The 18,168-nt window shown below is 43.3% G+C and carries 17 protein-coding genes, 1 pseudogene and 1 riboswitch; of the genes and pseudogenes, 2 read left to right on the top strand and 16 right to left on the bottom strand.

The window, feature by feature from the left end:
- Nucleotides 1-15: 15 nt before the first annotated feature.
- From I4V84_RS06235 to I4V84_RS06190, 10 genes are all read right to left on the bottom strand, one after another.
- Nucleotides 16-816: a class I SAM-dependent methyltransferase gene (locus tag I4V84_RS06235; protein ID WP_173717553.1), complete on the bottom strand. Its 801-nt coding sequence runs from the start codon at nt 814-816 to the stop codon at nt 16-18.
- Complete coding sequence (locus tag I4V84_RS06230) at nt 813-1,475, bottom strand: class I SAM-dependent methyltransferase (protein WP_173717554.1); 663 nt, start codon at nt 1,473-1,475, stop codon at nt 813-815. The genes I4V84_RS06235 and I4V84_RS06230 overlap by 4 nt, the downstream gene beginning before the upstream one ends.
- A 356-nt stretch (nt 1,476-1,831) precedes the next feature.
- Entirely contained in the window at nt 1,832-2,419 is a 588-nt protein-coding gene (locus I4V84_RS06225) for a cytidylate kinase-like family protein (RefSeq protein WP_173717555.1), read from the bottom strand.
- Between the two features lie 13 nt (nt 2,420-2,432).
- The gene (locus I4V84_RS06220) at nt 2,433-3,800 is read right to left on the bottom strand and encodes an MATE family efflux transporter (protein WP_195991440.1); all 1,368 of its coding nucleotides are present in this window, start codon (nt 3,798-3,800) and stop codon (nt 2,433-2,435) included.
- A 476-nt stretch (nt 3,801-4,276) separates the two neighbouring features.
- Nucleotides 4,277-4,513, bottom strand: coding sequence for a hypothetical protein (locus tag I4V84_RS06215; protein WP_195700332.1), 237 nt, complete (start codon nt 4,511-4,513; stop codon nt 4,277-4,279).
- A 322-nt stretch (nt 4,514-4,835) separates the two neighbouring features.
- Entirely contained in the window at nt 4,836-6,050 is a 1,215-nt protein-coding gene (locus I4V84_RS06210) for a carboxynorspermidine decarboxylase (protein WP_195991439.1), read from the bottom strand.
- The gene (locus tag I4V84_RS06205) at nt 6,050-7,309 is read right to left on the bottom strand and encodes a saccharopine dehydrogenase family protein (protein ID WP_195991438.1); all 1,260 of its coding nucleotides are present in this window, start codon (nt 7,307-7,309) and stop codon (nt 6,050-6,052) included. Before I4V84_RS06205 ends, I4V84_RS06210 begins: the two co-directional genes overlap by 1 nt.
- A gap of 43 nt (nt 7,310-7,352) precedes the next feature.
- On the bottom strand, nt 7,353-8,210 hold the full coding sequence (speB, locus tag I4V84_RS06200; RefSeq protein ID WP_195991437.1) for an agmatinase: 858 nt from the start codon (nt 8,208-8,210) through the stop codon (nt 7,353-7,355).
- A gap of 3 nt (nt 8,211-8,213) precedes the next feature.
- Nucleotides 8,214-9,068 (bottom strand): polyamine aminopropyltransferase, encoded by an 855-nt coding sequence (gene speE / locus I4V84_RS06195; RefSeq protein ID WP_195991436.1) that lies wholly within the window; start codon nt 9,066-9,068, stop codon nt 8,214-8,216.
- A gap of 112 nt (nt 9,069-9,180) precedes the next feature.
- On the bottom strand, nt 9,181-10,647 hold the full coding sequence (locus tag I4V84_RS06190; protein ID WP_148461333.1) for an aminotransferase class V-fold PLP-dependent enzyme: 1,467 nt from the start codon (nt 10,645-10,647) through the stop codon (nt 9,181-9,183).
- Between the two features lie 796 nt (nt 10,648-11,443).
- Nucleotides 11,444-11,553: riboswitch (glycine riboswitch) on the top strand.
- Between the two features lie 2 nt (nt 11,554-11,555).
- On the opposite strand from I4V84_RS06190, the gene I4V84_RS06185 reads away from it, so the two are divergent.
- Nucleotides 11,556-12,965 carry an alanine/glycine:cation symporter family protein gene (locus I4V84_RS06185; protein ID WP_173717955.1) on the top strand — a complete coding sequence of 470 codons (1,410 nt, stop codon included), beginning with the start codon at nt 11,556-11,558 and terminating at the stop codon, nt 12,963-12,965.
- Here I4V84_RS06185 and I4V84_RS20340 read toward each other — a convergent pair.
- Nucleotides 12,903-13,190, bottom strand: a pseudogene (locus I4V84_RS20340) (DUF6783 domain-containing protein); the annotation flags it as partial. The gene I4V84_RS06185 and the pseudogene I4V84_RS20340 overlap by 63 nt on opposite strands.
- On the opposite strand from I4V84_RS20340, the gene I4V84_RS20335 reads away from it, so the two are divergent.
- Nucleotides 13,128-13,286, top strand: a complete 159-nt coding sequence (locus I4V84_RS20335; RefSeq protein ID WP_334286029.1) for a DUF6783 domain-containing protein — start codon at nt 13,128-13,130, stop codon at nt 13,284-13,286. The pseudogene I4V84_RS20340 and the gene I4V84_RS20335 overlap by 63 nt on opposite strands.
- Here I4V84_RS20335 and phoU read toward each other — a convergent pair.
- The 5 genes from phoU to I4V84_RS06160 all read right to left on the bottom strand — a co-directional run bounded on the left by phoU (nt 13,267) and on the right by I4V84_RS06160 (nt 17,541).
- On the bottom strand, nt 13,267-13,947 hold the full coding sequence (gene phoU, locus I4V84_RS06180) for a phosphate signaling complex protein PhoU (RefSeq protein ID WP_195991435.1): 681 nt from the start codon (nt 13,945-13,947) through the stop codon (nt 13,267-13,269). The two genes, I4V84_RS20335 and phoU, sit on opposite strands and share 20 nt — an antisense overlap.
- Before the next feature lies 1 nt (nt 13,948).
- A complete protein-coding gene (pstB, locus tag I4V84_RS06175; RefSeq protein WP_195991434.1) occupies nt 13,949-14,698 on the bottom strand; it encodes a phosphate ABC transporter ATP-binding protein PstB in 750 nt (249 codons plus the stop codon).
- Nucleotides 14,699-14,799: 101 nt separating this feature from the next.
- Nucleotides 14,800-15,657, bottom strand: coding sequence for a phosphate ABC transporter permease PstA (pstA, locus tag I4V84_RS06170; protein ID WP_195991433.1), 858 nt, complete (start codon nt 15,655-15,657; stop codon nt 14,800-14,802).
- Complete coding sequence (pstC, locus tag I4V84_RS06165) at nt 15,650-16,504, bottom strand: phosphate ABC transporter permease subunit PstC (protein ID WP_148461214.1); 855 nt, start codon at nt 16,502-16,504, stop codon at nt 15,650-15,652. Before pstC ends, pstA begins: the two co-directional genes overlap by 8 nt.
- A gap of 176 nt (nt 16,505-16,680) precedes the next feature.
- A complete protein-coding gene (locus I4V84_RS06160) occupies nt 16,681-17,541 on the bottom strand; it encodes a substrate-binding domain-containing protein (protein WP_195991432.1) in 861 nt (286 codons plus the stop codon).
- Nucleotides 17,542-18,168 lie beyond the last annotated feature (627 nt).

Raw genomic sequence — 18,168 nt, 5'->3', positions numbered from 1 at the left:
CCTGCTTGTATAATATCAGCCACGTTTCTCCATAACTATTATTTTATTTGAGATGTTCCGAACGATTGGAAACTTTCCTATCACATGATAAATCGGCATAAGCTCTTTCATTCCTTCAATCAGACTGACTTCCTGTCGAACAGAAAATGCCGGTATGATTCTTTGCAGTTCCTTTCCATTCTTAACTCCCCATGTGAATTTTGCATTGCTCCCCTCTATAGATTTTTCTTTCACATGTTTTATAACAAAAGGGGACATGGTTTCAACCATTACGGTTACCTTCTGGAATGATTTCTCAATAATAGAAAACATTTTTCTAATATCCTTTTCACACAAATACATTGTAAGACCTTCGATTATTACCAGAACATTCTCACCATGATAATCGATATCATCTACATAGGATTCATCCATTGCAGACTTTGCAATCTGATATACCGGACCAGTTTCGGTAAGGAACTGACTCCTTATCTTCATCGTTTCTGACAGATCCACATTGTACCAGTGCAGATATTTTCTCTCCATCCGATAACATCTGGTATCCAGTCCACATGCAATATTTATAACAACTGTATTTGCATGCTTCTCCAGATATTGCTTAACCATCCGGTCTAATACGATTGTTCTCGCAATTACGCCATAATTCATGGCTTTATCCTTATCTGCTTTGGAAAAGTTATAGTCCAGCTTCTCCACAAGTTCTACTGCAATCTCATCCTTGATTTTGGCATTTTGCTTTTTTGTTTCTTTTGCTCTTGCATACAAAGTCTGTACCATCGTTTCTGGCACACCTGTCACATTCACTTTTTCTTTCATTGCCTGTCGCCTTCTCCCATAGATTTTCTCACAACACAATGCATCCTCATACCTTTACGGGTTTCAAATTTTTCTACTTCTAACCCTGCTTTTCTGCAGCACTTCATGACCATATCTCTTGTTGGAACCCGGACATCTCCGTGTCCGCATATATTTGCCAGAGGCATTTCCAGTGTATTCATCAGCCATACCAATACTTTATTGTCACTAGTCACATCTCGCAGAATCAATCTTCCATTTGGGCGAAGACATCTTTTCACACTGTCAAAAAATGCCTGTGGATCCGGATAATGATGGAAACTCATAGAACAAATAATTGCATCAAATGAATCGTTTTCAAAAGGAAAATTCTCACAGTCTCCCACAACAAATATTGCATTTGGAATATCTTTCTTTTTTGCCTGTTCAATCATCGCAGGAGTCAGATCCAGTCCTGTATAATGCCGGTCTGGATATTTTTCTGATAATAAAGAAATCATCGGAGCAGGTCCGCAGCCTGCATCCAATAAATCTCTAAATGGCTCCTTCTCTAATTCTTCCAGAATATCCGGATAATCCTTCTTGCACATTTCGTAAATACCAGCATGGTTACTTTCATATCTTCCTGCTGCTTTTGTAAACTCGTTGATTGATAATTTTTTGTATTCTTCGTTTTTCATGCTTTTTTCTCCAATCACACCTGCACCATAAATCAATATTCTCATAGAAATCTGTACTATTTTACATTTCCCAATAAATTATTATCATGCATATTAGTTGCATCTAACTCATATTTTCTAAAAAACCGTGTGAAACAAAATTGGAATCCCACACGGTTTCTTTTCTGCATTCAGTATATCACTTTTATCTGGTTTATCAACCAGTTTTTGTTATTATGTCTCAGTTTCAGAAGAATCCATATTTTTCCATCCATAGCGAAAAATGGAAATCGCCATAGAAACCTCACTGACTATTTCGTCTAATATTCCTGCCCTGGAACCAACAGCAATTTGTAGTAAACAGTATACACCTCCTGTTATTTAATGCATTCCATAATGATCTTCTCACATCTGTCATATCCAAGCTGTGAACTGTTCAGACACAACGTATAATTACTGGCCTTTCCCCATTTATGCTCCGTGTAAAAGTTATAATTTGTCATACGTCTTTTATCTGTGTCTGCCATCATTTTCACTGCTTTCTTCTCATCTACATTATATAAGCGAATGATCCTCTGTGTTTTCTCCGGCATATCCCCATGAATGAATACATTCAGCACATCGTCCCGGTCTTTCAGGATATAATCTGCGTTTCTTCCAATGATCACGCAAGGAGCCTTCTCTGCCAATTCTAAAATAACTTTTCGCTGCGCCTCATGTACCATATCCTCCACAGACTTCCCTGTGATGTCACGCCCTGCAAGTGCATATGCAAACAACCCTTTTTTCGGAGCTAACTCTGCATTTTCCTGAATATACTCCGGTGATAAACCGGACTTTTCTGCAATCTCATTAATAACATTTTTATCATAATAAGCAATTCCCAGCTTCTTCGCGACTTCTTCTCCGATAAAACGTCCACCGCTTCCAAATTCTCTGCTGATTGTAATGATTCTTTTTGCCATTTCCAGTTCCTCCTTAACGCAAAGTATCAACTTTGTTTTTTCTAATCCTCTTTAAAAATACATAGCCTACCAGGCATGCAATTACTTCTGTAATCGGAAATGCCCACCAAATCATTGAAACGCCCACCTGACCATTTCTTACAAACAGTGAAAAGATTCCGGCCAGTGGCAAAATGATAATAAGCTGTCTCAAAAGTGAAATAACCAACGATTCCACACCACCGTCCAGTGCCTGATAAATGCCCTGATAAGCAACATTGATTCCGGCAAACAGGAAGCTTACCGAGATCACTCTCATCGCACCGATAAAATATTCTCTCGACTGTCCCGCATTAAACAGCGTTGCAAATGCTCCGGGGAAAATCTCCGTAATTGCAATTCCAATAATCATTAATGCAACGGTATAAATAAGTCCATATTTGATACCATCCTGAATTCTCTTTTTACTTCTCATTCCATAAGCAAATGCAATGATCGGAGTGATCGCATCTCGCAGACCAAATGCAAGGAAGAGAACAAACTGCTGAACTTTATAGAACAATCCATAAGCTGTCTGTGCTGACGGATTGAACTTCAGGATCAGATTCATCACATAAACCATAATAGACATCAGTACCTGAGCGATAATCGCCGGAAGTCCGATTGCATAGATTTCCTTGATAATTCTGCCATCCGGCTTCATGTATTTTGCCCCATGCTCAAATTCCTTATCTAATTTGATATGAAAGATAAGCAGTAATACTGCGGATGCTACCTGTCCAATTACAGTTGCGTAGGCTGCACCTTTCACTCCCATTTCCGGGCAAGGTCCAATCCCGTAGATCATGATCGGATCAAGGATGATATTTATAACTGCTCCAACCACCTGACCGATTGTAGAATAAAGAGAGCGTCCTGTGGCCTGTAACAGCTTTTCAAACAAAGAAAAGAAGATGATTCCAAAAGAAATCACACAACATATCCGCAGATAACTTACTCCCATCTCAAGTACTTCTGCATCTACGGTCTGAGATGAAATATATGCTCTCACTCCAAAGATGCCAAATAATAAACAAACCACATAAATGATCACACCCAAAAACAGGCTGTTTCCTGCTACCTTTGCAGCTTTTTTACTGTTTCCCTGTCCAAGTGTCCTTGCAAGAAGTGCATTGGTTCCTACACCGGTTCCAATCCCCACTGCCACCATAAGCATCTGCACCGGAAATACCAGGGTCAGTGCATTTAGTGCCGCTTCACTGCCCACTCTCATATTCCCTACAAACGCACTGTCTACAATATTATAAACAGCCTGCAATGCCATGGATAAGATCATCGGAATTCCCATCTGGACCATCAGCTTGTTCACCGGCATCTCCTTCATCTTGTTGCTTTCCGCCATTTTGTTTTAACTCCTCTCTTTTTCTGCTCAAAAAAAGCGCGCACCCTGTCATATAAGCTGGACTTACGCTGACAGGCTACACACTTTTTCATGGCGATATTCATTTTTAGTAAAACAAAAACGAGCAGCTTGTAAACTGGATTTACGCTTACCTGCTACTCGTTTGATTTAATTATATTGCCTGTTTTTCTAAAAGTCAAACAAATTTTTTTGCGTTTTCTATACAATTCCTCCATTTTTCAAATACGATTGTCAACTCTTTGATTCACTTTGATTCATATAATCAATAATTGTTTTACAGATTTGCTGCTTTGGTTTTCCAAGAGCAATTCCAAGCTCCACATATAACAGATTTTCGGCCACCTGAAAATATCTTGTATCTGTAGTAGTGCACTTTTTTCCTTGTGCAAGCCTTTTTTGTTTTCGTTGATAAATCATTTTTATAATAGCAACTAAGGCTTCAGGATCATTTGATTTTACTGCCTCTTTATAGCTTCCGTAAAAGTATAACGTACAAAAGAACCCTGTTTGTCTCCTGTTACTATTACAACATCGCCGCTCTCATTGCATGTGGATTCCAGAACCGGAAATCTTCTGTTTTCTTTTACATAAGCTTCCGGACTTACTGCTTCTGCCTCAATCAAAGTTTTTTTACTGTATTGTTCTCCTCCACACGGATTTATTTCTTCAATAAAGATTTCATATTCATGCATGTATGGTTCCTCCTGAAATTCATTTTATAAACAACAGGCAGCATATAAGATGTTGCTTTCCCGCATCACTACGCTGCCTGCCGTTATTTTTATTATAAAACCATTTTGTTCTTATTTCAAAAGCGTTTTTTACTAAAAATGTATCTTCTTTTTTTAGATATTATTACCATACGTTTACATATACTCAGACTGTTTCATACGTTCCAGATCTTTTCTGGTGTTGTGTCATTATATCTCACTTTCTTCCAGACAGAAAAAAAAACGCAAGCCATATTTCTATGACTTACGTCTTTTTATAAATTTTACAGGAGACCTGCTCTGATTACCTGCGGTGGCCAAGTCGGCCTTTAAAATCCTCGTAGCCGAAATCCGTCAGACGTTCCATGGTTTTATCACCATGCCGCAGCCAGATATCAGGCAGGGGCATTCCGTTAAAGGTATTGTTTTTGCAAGTTGTATATATGGCCATATCGCCAAACATGAGAAGCTCTCCGTATTCCAAAGGCTTTTGGAAGCTGTAATCTCCTATAACATCCCCGGACAGGCAGGTTGGTCCTCCAAGACGGACGGTAACGGCATTCTCTCCTGGCTCCCCTGCTCCAAGAAGGGGAGGACGGTAAGGCATTTCCAGAACATCCGGCATATGACATGCAGCACTTCCATCCAAAATTGCAAGCCGGGTATCACCATTTTGCAGCACATCCAGCACGGTTGTCAGAAAGAATCCGGCATTTAAAGCCCATGCCTCTCCAGGCTCCAGGTAAATATCCACCTTCCATTCTTCCTTTGCCGCCTCAATGCACTTTTCAAGCCGTGCAATATCATAACCTGGTCTTGTAATATGATGTCCTCCTCCCAGGTTCAGCCATTTTACCTTAGAAATCAGATCTCCGAATTTCACCTTCACCGCTGCAAGAGTGGTTTCCAGATCAGAGGAATCCTGCTCGCAAAGGGTGTGAAAGTGAATACCATCCAATAATCCGGTCAGATCCGGATGTATTTTCACAGCGGTCTCCCACTGTGCTCTCGTGGTACCCATACGACTTCCCGGGGCACAGGGATCATAAATTGCATGTCCTTCCTGGGTAGAGCATTCCGGATTGATCCTGAGCCCTACGCTTTTTCCGGCCTGCTTCGCTCTTTTTCCAAATCGAAGAAGCTGGGAGGGTGAGTTAAACACTATATGATCTGCAAAGCAAAGCAGCTCTTCAAATTCATCCTCACGGTATCCGGCACAAAAGACATGTACCTCTTTTCCTGGCATCTCCTGGGCGCCAAGCCTTGCTTCGTACAGTCCGCTTGCTTCTGTTCCTGCCAGATATGGCTCCAGAAGGTGATAGCAGTCATAATTGCTGAAAGCTTTCTGCGCCAGGAGCATTTTACATCCTGTTTTTTCGGCGATCTTTCCCATTAATTCTGCATTTTTTATAAGCGCTGTTTCGTCAAGAACATAACAAGGCGTCTTGATTTTCCGGAATTCCGGCGGAATAACTCCGCCGGATGCTGCAAAGGGTGGTCTTGTATCTGTTTTTTCCATTAATCAACCAGCTCCGGATTATGATTTTCACTGCGTGGAAGTCCGTATTTGTCAAGTGCCTCCAGGAACGGATCCGGGTCAAATTCTTCTACTGTATACACTCCTGGACGAATCCATTTTCCGGTAAGCATCATTAATGCCCCACACATGGCCGGAACACCTGTCGTGTAGCTGATTGCCTGGCTTCCAACCTCCTTATAGCATTCCTGATGGTCACAAATATTATAAATATAGTAGGTTTTCTCCTGTCCATCCTTTACTCCGGTGAAAATACAGCCAATATTGGTTTTACCTTTGGTACGGGGACCAAGGCTTGCCGGATCCGGAAGAAGAGCCTTCAAAAACTGGATGGGAACAATTTCCTGTCCGTTATAGTTGATCGGGGTAGTGGAAAGCATTCCCACATCCTCCAGACAGCGCATGTGATCCAGGTAGCTCTGTCCAAAGGTCATAAAGAAACGAATTCTCTTTACTCCCGGAATTGTCTGGGCAAGGGACTCAATTTCCTCGTGATGAAGAAGATACATGTCCTTATCGCCGACCTGGTCAAAATCATATTCCCGCTTGATGGCCATCGGAGGAATTTCCACCCAATGTCCATTCTCCCAGTAGCTTCCAGGCGCGCTTACCTCACGAAGGTTGATTTCCGGGTTAAAGTTGGTTGCAAACGCATATCCGTGGTCTCCTCCGTTGCAGTCCAGAATATCAATGGTATCAATCTGGTCAAACTCATGCTTTAATGCATATGCACAGTATGCCTGTGTAACGCCAGGGTCAAAGCCGCAGCCAAGAAGTGCAGTAAGTCCTGCCTCTTCAAATTTCTTCCGGTATGCCCACTGCCAGGAATAATCAAAATATGCGGAAAATCCAGCTTCCTTACAGCGTTTTTCATAAATAGCCCGCCACTCCGGATCATCGGTATCTTCGGGCTCATAATTTGCCGTATCCATATAGTTTACGCCACATGCCAGACAGGCATCCATAATTGTCAGATCCTGGTACGGAAGTGCAATGTTCATTACCAGATCCGGTTTGTAACTGTTGATCAGCTGGATCAGCTGGTTTACATCATCTGCATCTACCTTTGCCGTGGTAATAACTGTTTTTGTTTTTCCCTCCAGCTTCCGGGAAAGGGCATCACATTTTTCTTTTGTCCTGCTTGCAATACACAGTTCTGTAAATACCTCATCTGCCTGACAACATTTCTGGATTGCTACACTGGCTACTCCGCCGCAGCCGATTACAAGTACTCTGCTCATGTTTTTTATCTCCTTATTTTATATTTCACTATCGCAGCTGTTTTTATTTCGCCACTGCCAGCAGCAGTTCCCTGACCACCTTGCATGCTGTGGCTGTGGAAACACCGCTTGGATCCAGCATAGGTGCCAGCTCATTGACATCTGCTCCCACAATATTTAATTCTGATACCTTCCGAATAGCCGCAAGAAGCTCAAGGAAGCTTACGCCTCCCGCCTCCGGTGTACCAGTTCCCGGAAATACGGATGGATCCAGGCAATCCAGATCAATGGTAAAATATACCGGAACCTGCTCCCTGTCCAACTCCTGTATGGTCTCCTCCAAGCCTTCAAAGGTAAAAGGATGAAAATCTGTATGCTCCTTTGCAAACCGGAATTCTTCTCTTTCCCCACTTCGGATGCAAAACTGATGAATCCGTCCATCTCCCAGTATATCATGGCATCTGCGGATGACACACGCATGGCTTAAACGGGCACCAAGATAATCATCCCTCAAATCTGCGTGGGCATCAAAATGAATAATATGAAGCCCTGGATACTTTCTGGCTGTGGCTCTTACAGCCGCCAGTGTCACCAGATGCTCGCCGCCTAAAAGCAAGGGTATCTTTCCTGCTTCCAGAATTTCCCAGGCACGATTCTGTATATCAGCAAGTGCCATTTCACTGCTGCCGAAGCAAAGCTCCAGATCTCCACTGTCAAATACCTGAATATCTGTAAGGTCGCTGTCCTGATAAGGGCTGTAGGTTTCCAGTCCAAAGCTTTCATGACGAATGGCAGAAGGACCGAACCTGGCTCCAGGGCGAAAGCTTGTGGTAGAATCAAAGGGCGCTCCGTAAAGAACAATCCCTGCTTCCTCAAAGCTGCTGTCGCAGCCGATAAAATTCTCAATATTTGGTAAAATCATAAATCAGTCCTCCACCTCCTGAAGCATTTCCTCCAGAAAAGCCGGGAGATAAAATGCACCTCTGTGAAGCCTTGTGGTATAGTAACGGGTGCGAAGATTCAGGGCGTTCCATGCCTCCGGATCCAGATCATCCACCGGATGGTACTTTTTGCTTGCAAAACCAAACAGCCAGTAACCGGCAGCAAAGGTAGGAATATGTGCCTGGTAAACACGACTGATCTGGAACGTACTGGCAATTCTTTTGTGACTGCGCTGCATGGCATGGGCGTCCTCAGAATAAAAAGGACTTCCCTGCTGATTGACCATGATTCCATCCTCTTTCAGCGCATTATAACAGTTTCCATAAAATTCTCGTGTAAACAAGCCTTCCGAAGGACCAAAAGGATCGGAAGAATCCACAATAATAAGGTCATATTTATTTTCACAGCGTCGGATAAATTTCAACGCATTTTCATAATGAAGGTGCACTCTCCTGTCATCAAGCCTGCAGGCATTTCCCGGAAGATAGGCACGGCAGGCTTCCACTACCATGGGATCCATCTCTACCAGATCAATATGGCGGACACGGTCATATCTGGTCAGTTCACGTACAACTCCGCCGTCTCCGGCTCCGATTACAAGAATATCCTTGGCTTCTTTATGGACAGCCATAGGTACATGGGTAATCATTTCGTCATAAATAAATTCATCACGTTCCGTGAGCATTACATTTCCGTCCAGTGTAAGAACCCTGCCAAATTCCGGTGTCTCAAAAATATCAATTCGCTGATAGTCGCTCTGCTTTGAGTAGAGCTGACGGTTTACCCGGATACTATGCTTCACATCCGGTGTATGAAATTCCGAAAACCACATTTCCACTTTCTTTACCTCCCTGCCAGAGTATGTTTTAATATTATTCCCGCAAGATGTATGTCACAATTTGCAGACAGCCTTTTTCAAACAGTTACTGTTCACTCCGTTCACAGTAACTTCAAACATGCTCCAGCACATTTAACCGTAATATATCCGGATCTTCCGGACCTGTCATGTTGCATCCTTTTGCCTTGGCATATTCAATGTAATCCAGGATTTCCGGGGTGATCCGTTCCCCTGGAGCCAGAATTGGGATTCCCGGAGGATAACACATTACAAATTCACTGCATACCTTTCCTTCCGTTTCCCTGAGAGGAAGGCTGCATTTTTCTGCATAAAAAGCTTCCTGAGGGCTTGTTACTACCTGGGGATCAATATATTCCTGATCCAGCAATCCTGATTTATCCTTCTGAAAACGCCTGCGGATCTCCGCAAGGGCGCTTACCAACCGCTCTACTTCCTGGGCACGGTCTCCAATTGACAGATAAGCCAGAATATTTCCGATATCACCAAATTCGATCTGAATATCATACTCATCTCTCAGAATGTCGTAAACCTCAATTCCTGCAAGTCCGATATCCAGAGTATGTACACTTAATTTCGTAATGTCAAAATCAAAAACCGAATCTCCATTCACCAGTTCTTTTCCAAATGCGTAATAGCCGCCAATGGCGTTAATCTCTTCCCTTGCATATTCTGCCATATCTGCTACCTGATGGAAAATCTGACGTCCGCGCTGTGCAAGATTCCGCCGGGAAATGTCAAGACTTGACATCAGAAGATAGCTTCCGGAAGTAGTCTGGGTCAGGTTGATGATCTGACGGACATATCCGGCATGGACGTCAGGTCCAGTCAGAAGAAGGCTGGACTGGGTCAGGCTTCCACCGCTTTTATGCATGGATACAGATGCCATATCTGCACCAGCTGCCATTGCCGAAACCGGCAGACCTCCTCCAAAATAAAAATGAGTCCCATGGGCTTCATCTGCCAGACACAACATTCCTGCTTCATGAGCCATCCGCACAATTGCACGTAGATCACTGCAAATTCCATAATAGGTGGGATTGTTTACCAGCACAGCCACTGCATTGGGATGCTCCTTAATTGCCTTTGCCACCTGTTCACGGCGCATTCCAAGAGAGATTCCAAGTCTCTGATCTACTTCCGGATTCACATAAACCGGAATTGCTCCGCACAGAACCAGCGCATTCAGCACGCTTCTGTGAACATTGCGGGGAAGAATGATCTCGTCTCCCCTCTTACAGGCAGTTAACACCATGGTCTGTACGGAGCTTGTAGTTCCGCCAACCATGAGAAAGGCGTGAGCTGCTCCAAAGGCATCTGCTGCCAGTTCTTCTGCCTCCCGGATCACAGATACAGGATGACAGAGATTATCAAGCGGTTTCATGCTGTTTACATCCACGCCTACACATTTCTGCCCCAGAAACTCAGTAAGCTCCGGATTTCCTCTTCCTCTTTTATGTCCTGGCACATCGAAGGGTACCACCCTCATGCGCCGGAAATTTTCCAGAGCCTCGTGAATTGGTGCACGATTCTGGTCCAGTTTAAAACGAGTTCTGTTCATTGCGTCTCCATTTCCAGTTCCTTTGTCTGTATAAAGAATCCTGTTTGCAGGATTCTCCGCCTGCAAAGGGGCGCTTCCAGCGCCATCTGCTCTTCCGCTGCAGTGGAATCCTACCCAGCAGAGCTTTTTATATAATAGGAAATTCCAACGGAATTTTCTATTACACAAAAAAAGCAGGCTGCCTCAAAACCGCAAACCTGCTTGGATCATTCTTCCCGATTCTATCTCCATTGACTTATAATAAATACAGGAATCCTCGTATTTACATAAAATAGAAATCCGGATGATATATGTCAGAGTCTATATAGCAATCATACTTTTACTACTCTTATTGACCGTTTCACAAGTCTGCGCATCAGGCGCATAGTGGTTATCAAAGGAACCAACTTATAAAATTTGAGCTTCTAACTCAATCAATAAGGCAACCAAAGTTACCATCAGCGGCAGTGGACCCGGCTGTCCGTATGGCCTTAACCCCAAATGGAGTGATCCAAAATAATTGCTTTGAAAAGACTCTTTCTTTGTCTTTCAAAATCTTCATAAGCATAGCACATATGAAAATGCATGTCAACTGTTTCATTTTATGATACCAGCAGATTGCGGAAATGATTTTCCAAACGCGCTCCTGTGCTGCAATGAAGAAAAGGCAAATATTTTTCTTGTCAAAACAAAATATTTTTCTAACATTTTCATTGAAATTTATGATCGTATATGATATTCTGTGTGTTAGTGTGTTTCTACACAGTACGAATGGCCGTCACGCTCGTACATTTTATAAAAAATGTATAGGCAGGTTTTTCGTAACTCAGGAGAGTCTCTTCAAAAAAATTTATGGAAGAGCGCCGAAGGTGTACGCAGCATTTGTAATGCTGTTAATCTCTCAGGCAAAAGGATGGAGGAAAGAGAACATGTTTACACAAATCAACAACTTTATCACCTGGTTTGACGGAGTAGTCTGGGGACTTCCGTTAATCATTCTGATCCTGATCACAGGATTCCTTTTAACCGTTCGGTTAGGCTTTTTACAGGTAAGACATCTTGGAAAAGCACTGAAATTCATGGTAAAAAATGAAGAAGGCGGCGAAGGTGAAGTCACAAGCTTTGGTGCGCTCTGCACAGCTTTGTCCGCAACTATCGGAACTGGTAACATCGTAGGTGTTGCCACTGCTATTGCTGCTGGCGGACCCGGAGCCCTGTTTTGGATGATCGTTGCTGCATTCTTCGGAATGGCAACCAAATATGCAGAAGGACTTCTGGCCATCAAATACCGTACCATCGACAAGGACGGACACGTTCTTGGCGGACCATTTTATTATATTGAGAATGGTATGGGAAAACAGTGGAGATGGCTTGCGAAAATTTTTGCATTCTTTGGAGCCGGAGTCGGTCTTTTCGGAATTGGTACCTTTACTCAGGTAAACGGTATTGCTTCTGCAGTAAAGAACTTCTTTGACCCGGATACCGTACACACCGTTTCCCTTTTTGGAAATACATACTCCTGGGCAACTGTAATCGCCTGCCTGATTCTTACCTTATGTGTAGGACTTGTAGTTCTTGGCGGTATTCAGCGTATTGCAAAGGTTTCCCAGATTATCGTTCCATTTATGGCGGTTCTTTATGTTGCACTTGCACTGATCATTGTGATCACAAATATTACCGCAGTTCCTGGTGCCATCGCTACAATTGTAAAAACAGCCTTCAACGGAAGTGCCCTTGCAGGCGGTGCCATGGGAACCATGGTTGTGGCAATGCAGAAAGGTATTGCCCGCGGTATTTTCTCAAACGAGTCTGGTCTTGGTAGCGCTCCTATTGCTGCAGCTGCCGCTCAGACAAAGGAACCGGTTCGCCAGGGACTTGTTTCCATGACCGGTACTTTTATTGATACCATTGTAATCTGTACCATGACAGGTCTTTCCATTGTCATTACCGAAACCTGGAATACAGGACTTGAAGGTGTTGCGATTACTACTGCAGCTTTCCAGAAAGGTCTTCCATTCCCTGCACAGTTTGCCTCCTTTGCTCTTATGCTGTGCCTGGTATTCTTCGCATTCACAACCATCCTTGGATGGGATTATTACGGTGAGCGCTGCCTGGAATACCTTTTCAACCGCAACATGACTGCAGTAAAGACTTACCGTTGGTTATATATCATCTGCGTCTTCTTCGGACCGTACATGACTGTTGCTGCTGTCTGGAACATTGCAGATATCTTCAATGCCTTGATGGCCTTCCCGAACCTGATTGCGCTGCTTGCTTTAAGCGGTGTAGTCGTAAAGGAAACAAAGGATTTCTTTAAAAAACATAAAAATTACGAATAAAATAAAAGTAAAGAAAGAATTCCTCTCCTGAAAAACATAGAGCCTTGTCTGATACGATGCTTTTAGCCAGTCAGACAAGGTTCTTTTTCTTGCTAAAAAGAGGCAAAACGTGTTTGCCCCTGTCTTTGTTCTAGAGCGTGTTTGAAAAAGGCTTTCTGCAAGATGTGCGTCACAATTTGTGGGAGATTTCGCTCGGATGAGGGCGCCGTAGCGGGCTACGGCAACCGAATTCGGGTGAAAGCTCCCGCAAAGTGGGGCGTGCAGATTGCGGGAATGATTTTTCAAACACGCTCTAATCTTATTATAAGGAATCCGGATTAAACAGATCGCTGATGCTGTCTCCGTTTCTGTGAATTCCGTCTACAGAAAACTCTGCCCACTCTCCGATGTTGGTGGCGTGGTCGCCGATTCGCTCATAGTATTTGGAGATCATCAGAAGATCAAGAACCTCGTCACTGGAAAAGTCCATGGTGTTCTGGTCCAACGCATTTCTTACTTTATCGAAAAGATTATCCAGAATATCATCACTGCTGATCACCTTTTTTGCCAGGTCACTTTTTCCCTCTACATAAGCGGTAACACTGTCATTTACCATATGCATGGCATAATCTGCCATTTCCTGAAGCGGGATGGCTGTTACTGGTATATGAACGCTGCCTGTGTTCAGAATCTCCGCAATATCAGTAGCCTGGTCGCCGATTCGCTCCATATCTGTTACCATCTTAAGTGCTGCGGAAATTTTACGAAGATCAGTACCAACCGGCTGCTGTTTCAGAAGAAGCTGCATGCACAGAGCCTCAATATTATGCTCTTTGTCGTCAATCTCCTTCTCAATTCTTCCAATCTCCTTTGTGGCAGCCTCACGGACCTCCACGCTTGCCAGAAGCTGACAGGTCTTCATGATGGCCTGACCGCACAGATTTCCCATTTCCAGGACCTCATCTGAAAGCCTGAAGAGCTTTGCGGTATACACATCTCTCATATCAACCAAACCTCCCTGTAATATACTCTTCTGTTTTCTTGTTCTGTGGTCTGGAAAACAGTTCTGTAGTATCGTTATATTCAATAATCTCACCCAGCAGGAAAAATGCAGTCTTGTCAGAAATACGGACTGCCTGCTGCATATTGTGAGTTACGATCACGATGGTGTAACGGTCTTTTAATTCCAACGCCAGATCCTCAATGTGAGATGTGGAAATTGGATCAAGTGCAGAGGTAGGCTCATCCATAAGAAGTACCTCTGGCTCTACTGCAAGAGCTCTTGCAATGCAAAGTCTCTGCTGCTGTCCGCCAGACATACCCAGGGCGCTCTTTTTCAACCGATCCTTTACCTCATCCCAGATAGAAGCATTTCGAAGAGCACGCTCTACGATATCGTCCAGTTTTTCCTTGGAATGAATTCCATGAGTACGAGGTCCATATGCAATGTTATCATAAATGCTCATTGGAAAAGGATTTGGTTTCTGGAAAACCATTCCAACACGTTTTCTAAGAAGGTTTACATCAATATCCCCATAAATATCCTCACCGTCCAGACAAATATCGCCTGTGATCTTGCAGCCTTCCACAAGATCGTTCATACGGTTTAATGATTTCAGCAATGTGGATTTTCCGCAGCCGCTTGGACCAATGAACGCGGTAATCTTCTTTTCCGGAATCTCCAGATTAATATTTTTCAAGGCATGGAAGCTGCTGTAGTACAGCTCCATATTTTTTACATCTATTTTACCCATAATTCTCCTTGCTGCAGAAATTTTCAGCTCATTTACAATTTCTGAAAACCTGCTGAGTGTGAATTTTTCATGAAGCGGATATTCACCGCCTGGCGCCATCATTACTGCCCATTTGCAGCTTTGCTTAAGTGCTTTGCACAGAAACCGGATACCCAGTTCAGCACAAGTACGAAAAGCAACAGAATAACTGCTGTAGCATAAGCCTGATCCATGTAAAGTCCCTCACTGGAAAGCACATACATATGTACTGCCAGGGTACGTCCGGATCCCATCAGACTGGATGGAACCTTCGCCACAGCACCGGCAGTATAAATCAGGGCTGCAGTCTCACCAACAATACGTCCTGTCGCAAGTACCACACCGGAAAGGATTCCAGGAATTGCACTTGGAAGCACCACTTTAAACACGGTGCGGAGCTTTCCTGCCCCAAGGCCAAAGGAAGCTTCTCTGTACGCATCCGGGACACCCATAAGTGCCTCCTCTGTAGTACGGATGATCAGCGGAAGGATCATAATCACCAATGTCATAGCTCCCGCCAGAAGGGAATATCCCCAATGGAGAGCAGTACTAAAAAACAGAAGACCGAACAGACCGAAGATAATGGATGGAATTCCCTGAAGAGTCTCTGTTGTAATACGGATGATCTTAACCAGCTTGCTGCCCTTTTTCGCATACTCAACCAGATAAATTGCTGCAAAAATTCCAAATGGCACAGCGATTACCAAAGATAACAGGGTGATGATCAAGGTGTTGATCAGTGCCGGCATTAAAGATGCATTGTCAGAATTATATTCCAGTGCAAATAAGTCTGGTGTCAGATTTCCAACACCCTTTATCAGAATAAAACCAACAAGAAACGCCATAACTGCCACTGTAATAATTGCAGATAACCATACCAAGAGCCTTAGGATGGCAGAACCCGGATGATTTTTCCAGTAAGATAATTTGCTTTTACTCATCTTCTGCTCTCCTCTTCAGGGCTGATACACAAAGGTTGATGATCAGAATAAATACGAACAATACAACACCTGTTGCAATCAGTGCTTCTCTGTGAAGATCTGTTGCATAGCCCATTTCAATAACAATATTTGCGGTCATGGTTCGAAGTCCTTTGAAAAGTCCCTGTGGCATCCAGGTCTGGTTTCCAGCTACCATAATCACTGCCATCGTCTCACCAATGGCACGTCCGATTCCAAGAACCACACCAGCTAATACACCTGATTTTGCAGCCGGAAAAACAGTGCCAAACACACTTTTTTCGTGGGTTGCTCCAAGTGCCAGTGCCCCTTCATAATAGCTTGTGGGAACACTTTTCAAGGCTGGTTCTGCAACGCCGGTTACCGTTGGAAGGATCATAATTCCAAGAAGTACAGAAGCAGTCAGCATGGTACTTCCATCATGACCGGTAAGCTGTCGAAGCAGCGGGACAAACACTGTCAAACCGAAAAATCCATAAACAACAGATGGGATTCCTGCAAGGAGGTTTACCATTGCCTTTAATGGTGCATACAGCTTTTTCGGACAATAAAATGCAAGGAAGATTGCAAGCAGAAGGGCTGTTGGAACTCCCACCACAATTGCCCCTGCTGTTACATAAATACTTCCCAGAATGAATGGAAAAATTCCATACAGTCCATTGGATGGCTTCCATTTCATTCCAAACAGAAAATCTGGCAGACCAATCTTCGCCATTGCCGGGATTCCGTTTGCAAATAGGAAAATGCAGATTAATGCAACGGCTAATACGGAGGTACAGGCCGCTGCGAGGAATACAAATTTCATTACAGTTTCATTGATCGATTTCATATAAAGTAAGTTCCTTTTTTATTCGGAAAATTTGGATCCTGCAAAACTTTTGACGGGCTTTGCAGGATTCCTTATTTCTGTTTCTTGTTTCGTAACTGTAAAGGTACTTTATTTCTTTACTATTCACTGGTAGCATTCCGCAAGATGTTTTTTGTGAACAGTGACTTTATTTCTTATTATTTTGTAAGGTCTTCCCAGGTTGTGATGTTGCCTGTGTAAACATCTTTTACCTGCTCGCTGGTAAGTTCCTCAACACCGCTGTCGTTGTTTACGATTACAGCGATACCATCTTTTGCGATAACAGTTGCGGTAAGACCAGCCTCAGTCTCGCTGTCTTTTAAATCACGGGATGCCATACCGATATCGCAAAGTCCGTCAATTGCAGATGTCATACCAGTTGTAGAATCACTCTGCTGAACCTCAATATCAACTTTGTCATTTACTGCCTTGTAGCCTTCAGCAAGCTTCTCCATAACCGGTGTTACAGAAGAGGATCCAGCTACTACAACTTTTCCTTCTACAGCAGTTGCTTCGTATGCAGGTTTGTCGCCTACTGAGATGTATCCGTTGTCTTCAATGATCTTCTGTCCATCTGCACTCATGATGTATGTAATGAAATCCTGTGCCGCTTCGCTTACATCATCCTTTGTTGCAATGTTGAATGGACGAACTACTTTGTAATCTCCGGATTCAATGTTTTCTGCTGTTGCCTCTGCTCCGTCGATTTTTAATGCTGTTACACTGTCATCCAGAGAACCAAGAGATACATATCCGATTGCATTTACGTCCTGTGCTACTGTGCTTAACATAACGGATGTGCTGTTTGTGATCTTTGCTGCTTCTGTTGTATTGTCTACTTTATTTCCATCTGCGTCTTTTTCTTCAATTCCAAACAGTTCAATGAATGCACCTCTTGTACCGGATCCGTCTTCTCTGGAGCAGATTGTGATATCTCCGGAAGCTGCTGCCATAACTGTTGTTCCCATTGTTGCTACTCCTAATAATGCCGCCATTGCTACTGCTAAACCTTTTTTCATGATTTATTTTCTCCTTTTCTTCGCGGTCCTTATGTTTTTTACCTTTCTCGCGATTACAGTTGTATCTTAATGTTTGGATGTAAAATGCACTAGCTTTTGAATGTAAAATTGGGGTAAAATATAGCAAGGGTATTTTAGATATTTTTTACACAATTGCTATTTAGTGTGTTGGTCGTTATTCCGGACGCGATTTCACAATGTATATTCACCGCCGCGCGTCGCAACGTTCCGGCAAGCTAATGACTAACTACGACTAAGACGCTCAGGAAAGCCTTCGCGCCTAAGTCTCCGTAAGTCATGGATCTCGCCTCCACTAAAACCGCTCCTGAAATGCGCGGCTTGCGAATATACATTGCAAAATCGCTGGTTACTGGAAAGGGAAGAAAGAAACAGTAACGACAACAACGGGGGTGGGGTGAAGTAGTTGGTATCCCGCAACTTTATTGTTTTTTGCCATCTATCATTGCCAAGAAAGTATAGGGAAGCCAATCACTCACCCTCTCCCCTTTGTTAAAAGTTTATACTAACCAGCCAGTACACAGCATTTGGACAATGTGTATTACTCCAGCGAGCCATTTCAGGCGCGCTCTTAGCGTAAGCGAAATCCAGCGCTTACGGAGACTTATG

The organism is Ruminococcus sp. 1001713B170207_170306_F1, assembly GCF_015668065.1.
Classification (GTDB): Bacteria; Bacillota; Clostridia; order Lachnospirales; family Lachnospiraceae; genus Blautia_A; species Blautia_A faecis.
This window is presented reverse-complemented; position numbering and strand designations above follow the sequence as displayed.

Excerpts from the sequence above, each read along its gene's own strand:
- I4V84_RS06235 (WP_173717553.1), bottom strand. The coding sequence starts at position 816 with ATGAAAGAAAAAGTGAATGTGACAGGTGTGCCAGAAACGATGGTACAG.
- I4V84_RS06230 (WP_173717554.1), bottom strand. The coding sequence starts at position 1,475 with ATGAAAAACGAAGAATACAAAAAATTATCAATCAACGAGTTTACAAAA.
- I4V84_RS06225 (WP_173717555.1), bottom strand. The coding sequence starts at position 2,419 with ATGGCAAAAAGAATCATTACAATCAGCAGAGAATTTGGAAGCGGTGGA.
- I4V84_RS06220 (WP_195991440.1), bottom strand. The coding sequence starts at position 3,800 with ATGGCGGAAAGCAACAAGATGAAGGAGATGCCGGTGAACAAGCTGATG.
- I4V84_RS06215 (WP_195700332.1), bottom strand. The coding sequence starts at position 4,513 with ATGCATGAATATGAAATCTTTATTGAAGAAATAAATCCGTGTGGAGGA.
- I4V84_RS06210 (WP_195991439.1), bottom strand. The coding sequence starts at position 6,050 with ATGGAAAAAACAGATACAAGACCACCCTTTGCAGCATCCGGCGGAGTT.
- I4V84_RS06205 (WP_195991438.1), bottom strand. The coding sequence starts at position 7,309 with ATGAGCAGAGTACTTGTAATCGGCTGCGGCGGAGTAGCCAGTGTAGCA.
- speB (WP_195991437.1), bottom strand. The coding sequence starts at position 8,210 with ATGATTTTACCAAATATTGAGAATTTTATCGGCTGCGACAGCAGCTTT.
- I4V84_RS06190 (WP_148461333.1), bottom strand. The coding sequence starts at position 10,647 with ATGAACAGAACTCGTTTTAAACTGGACCAGAATCGTGCACCAATTCAC.
- I4V84_RS06185 (WP_173717955.1), top strand. The coding sequence starts at position 11,556 with ATGTTTACACAAATCAACAACTTTATCACCTGGTTTGACGGAGTAGTC.
- I4V84_RS20335 (WP_334286029.1), top strand. The coding sequence starts at position 13,128 with ATGTGCGTCACAATTTGTGGGAGATTTCGCTCGGATGAGGGCGCCGTA.
- phoU (WP_195991435.1), bottom strand. The coding sequence starts at position 13,947 with ATGAGAGATGTGTATACCGCAAAGCTCTTCAGGCTTTCAGATGAGGTC.
- pstB (WP_195991434.1), bottom strand. The coding sequence starts at position 14,698 with ATGGGTAAAATAGATGTAAAAAATATGGAGCTGTACTACAGCAGCTTC.
- pstA (WP_195991433.1), bottom strand. The coding sequence starts at position 15,657 with ATGAGTAAAAGCAAATTATCTTACTGGAAAAATCATCCGGGTTCTGCC.
- pstC (WP_148461214.1), bottom strand. The coding sequence starts at position 16,504 with ATGAAATCGATCAATGAAACTGTAATGAAATTTGTATTCCTCGCAGCG.
- I4V84_RS06160 (WP_195991432.1), bottom strand. The coding sequence starts at position 17,541 with ATGAAAAAAGGTTTAGCAGTAGCAATGGCGGCATTATTAGGAGTAGCA.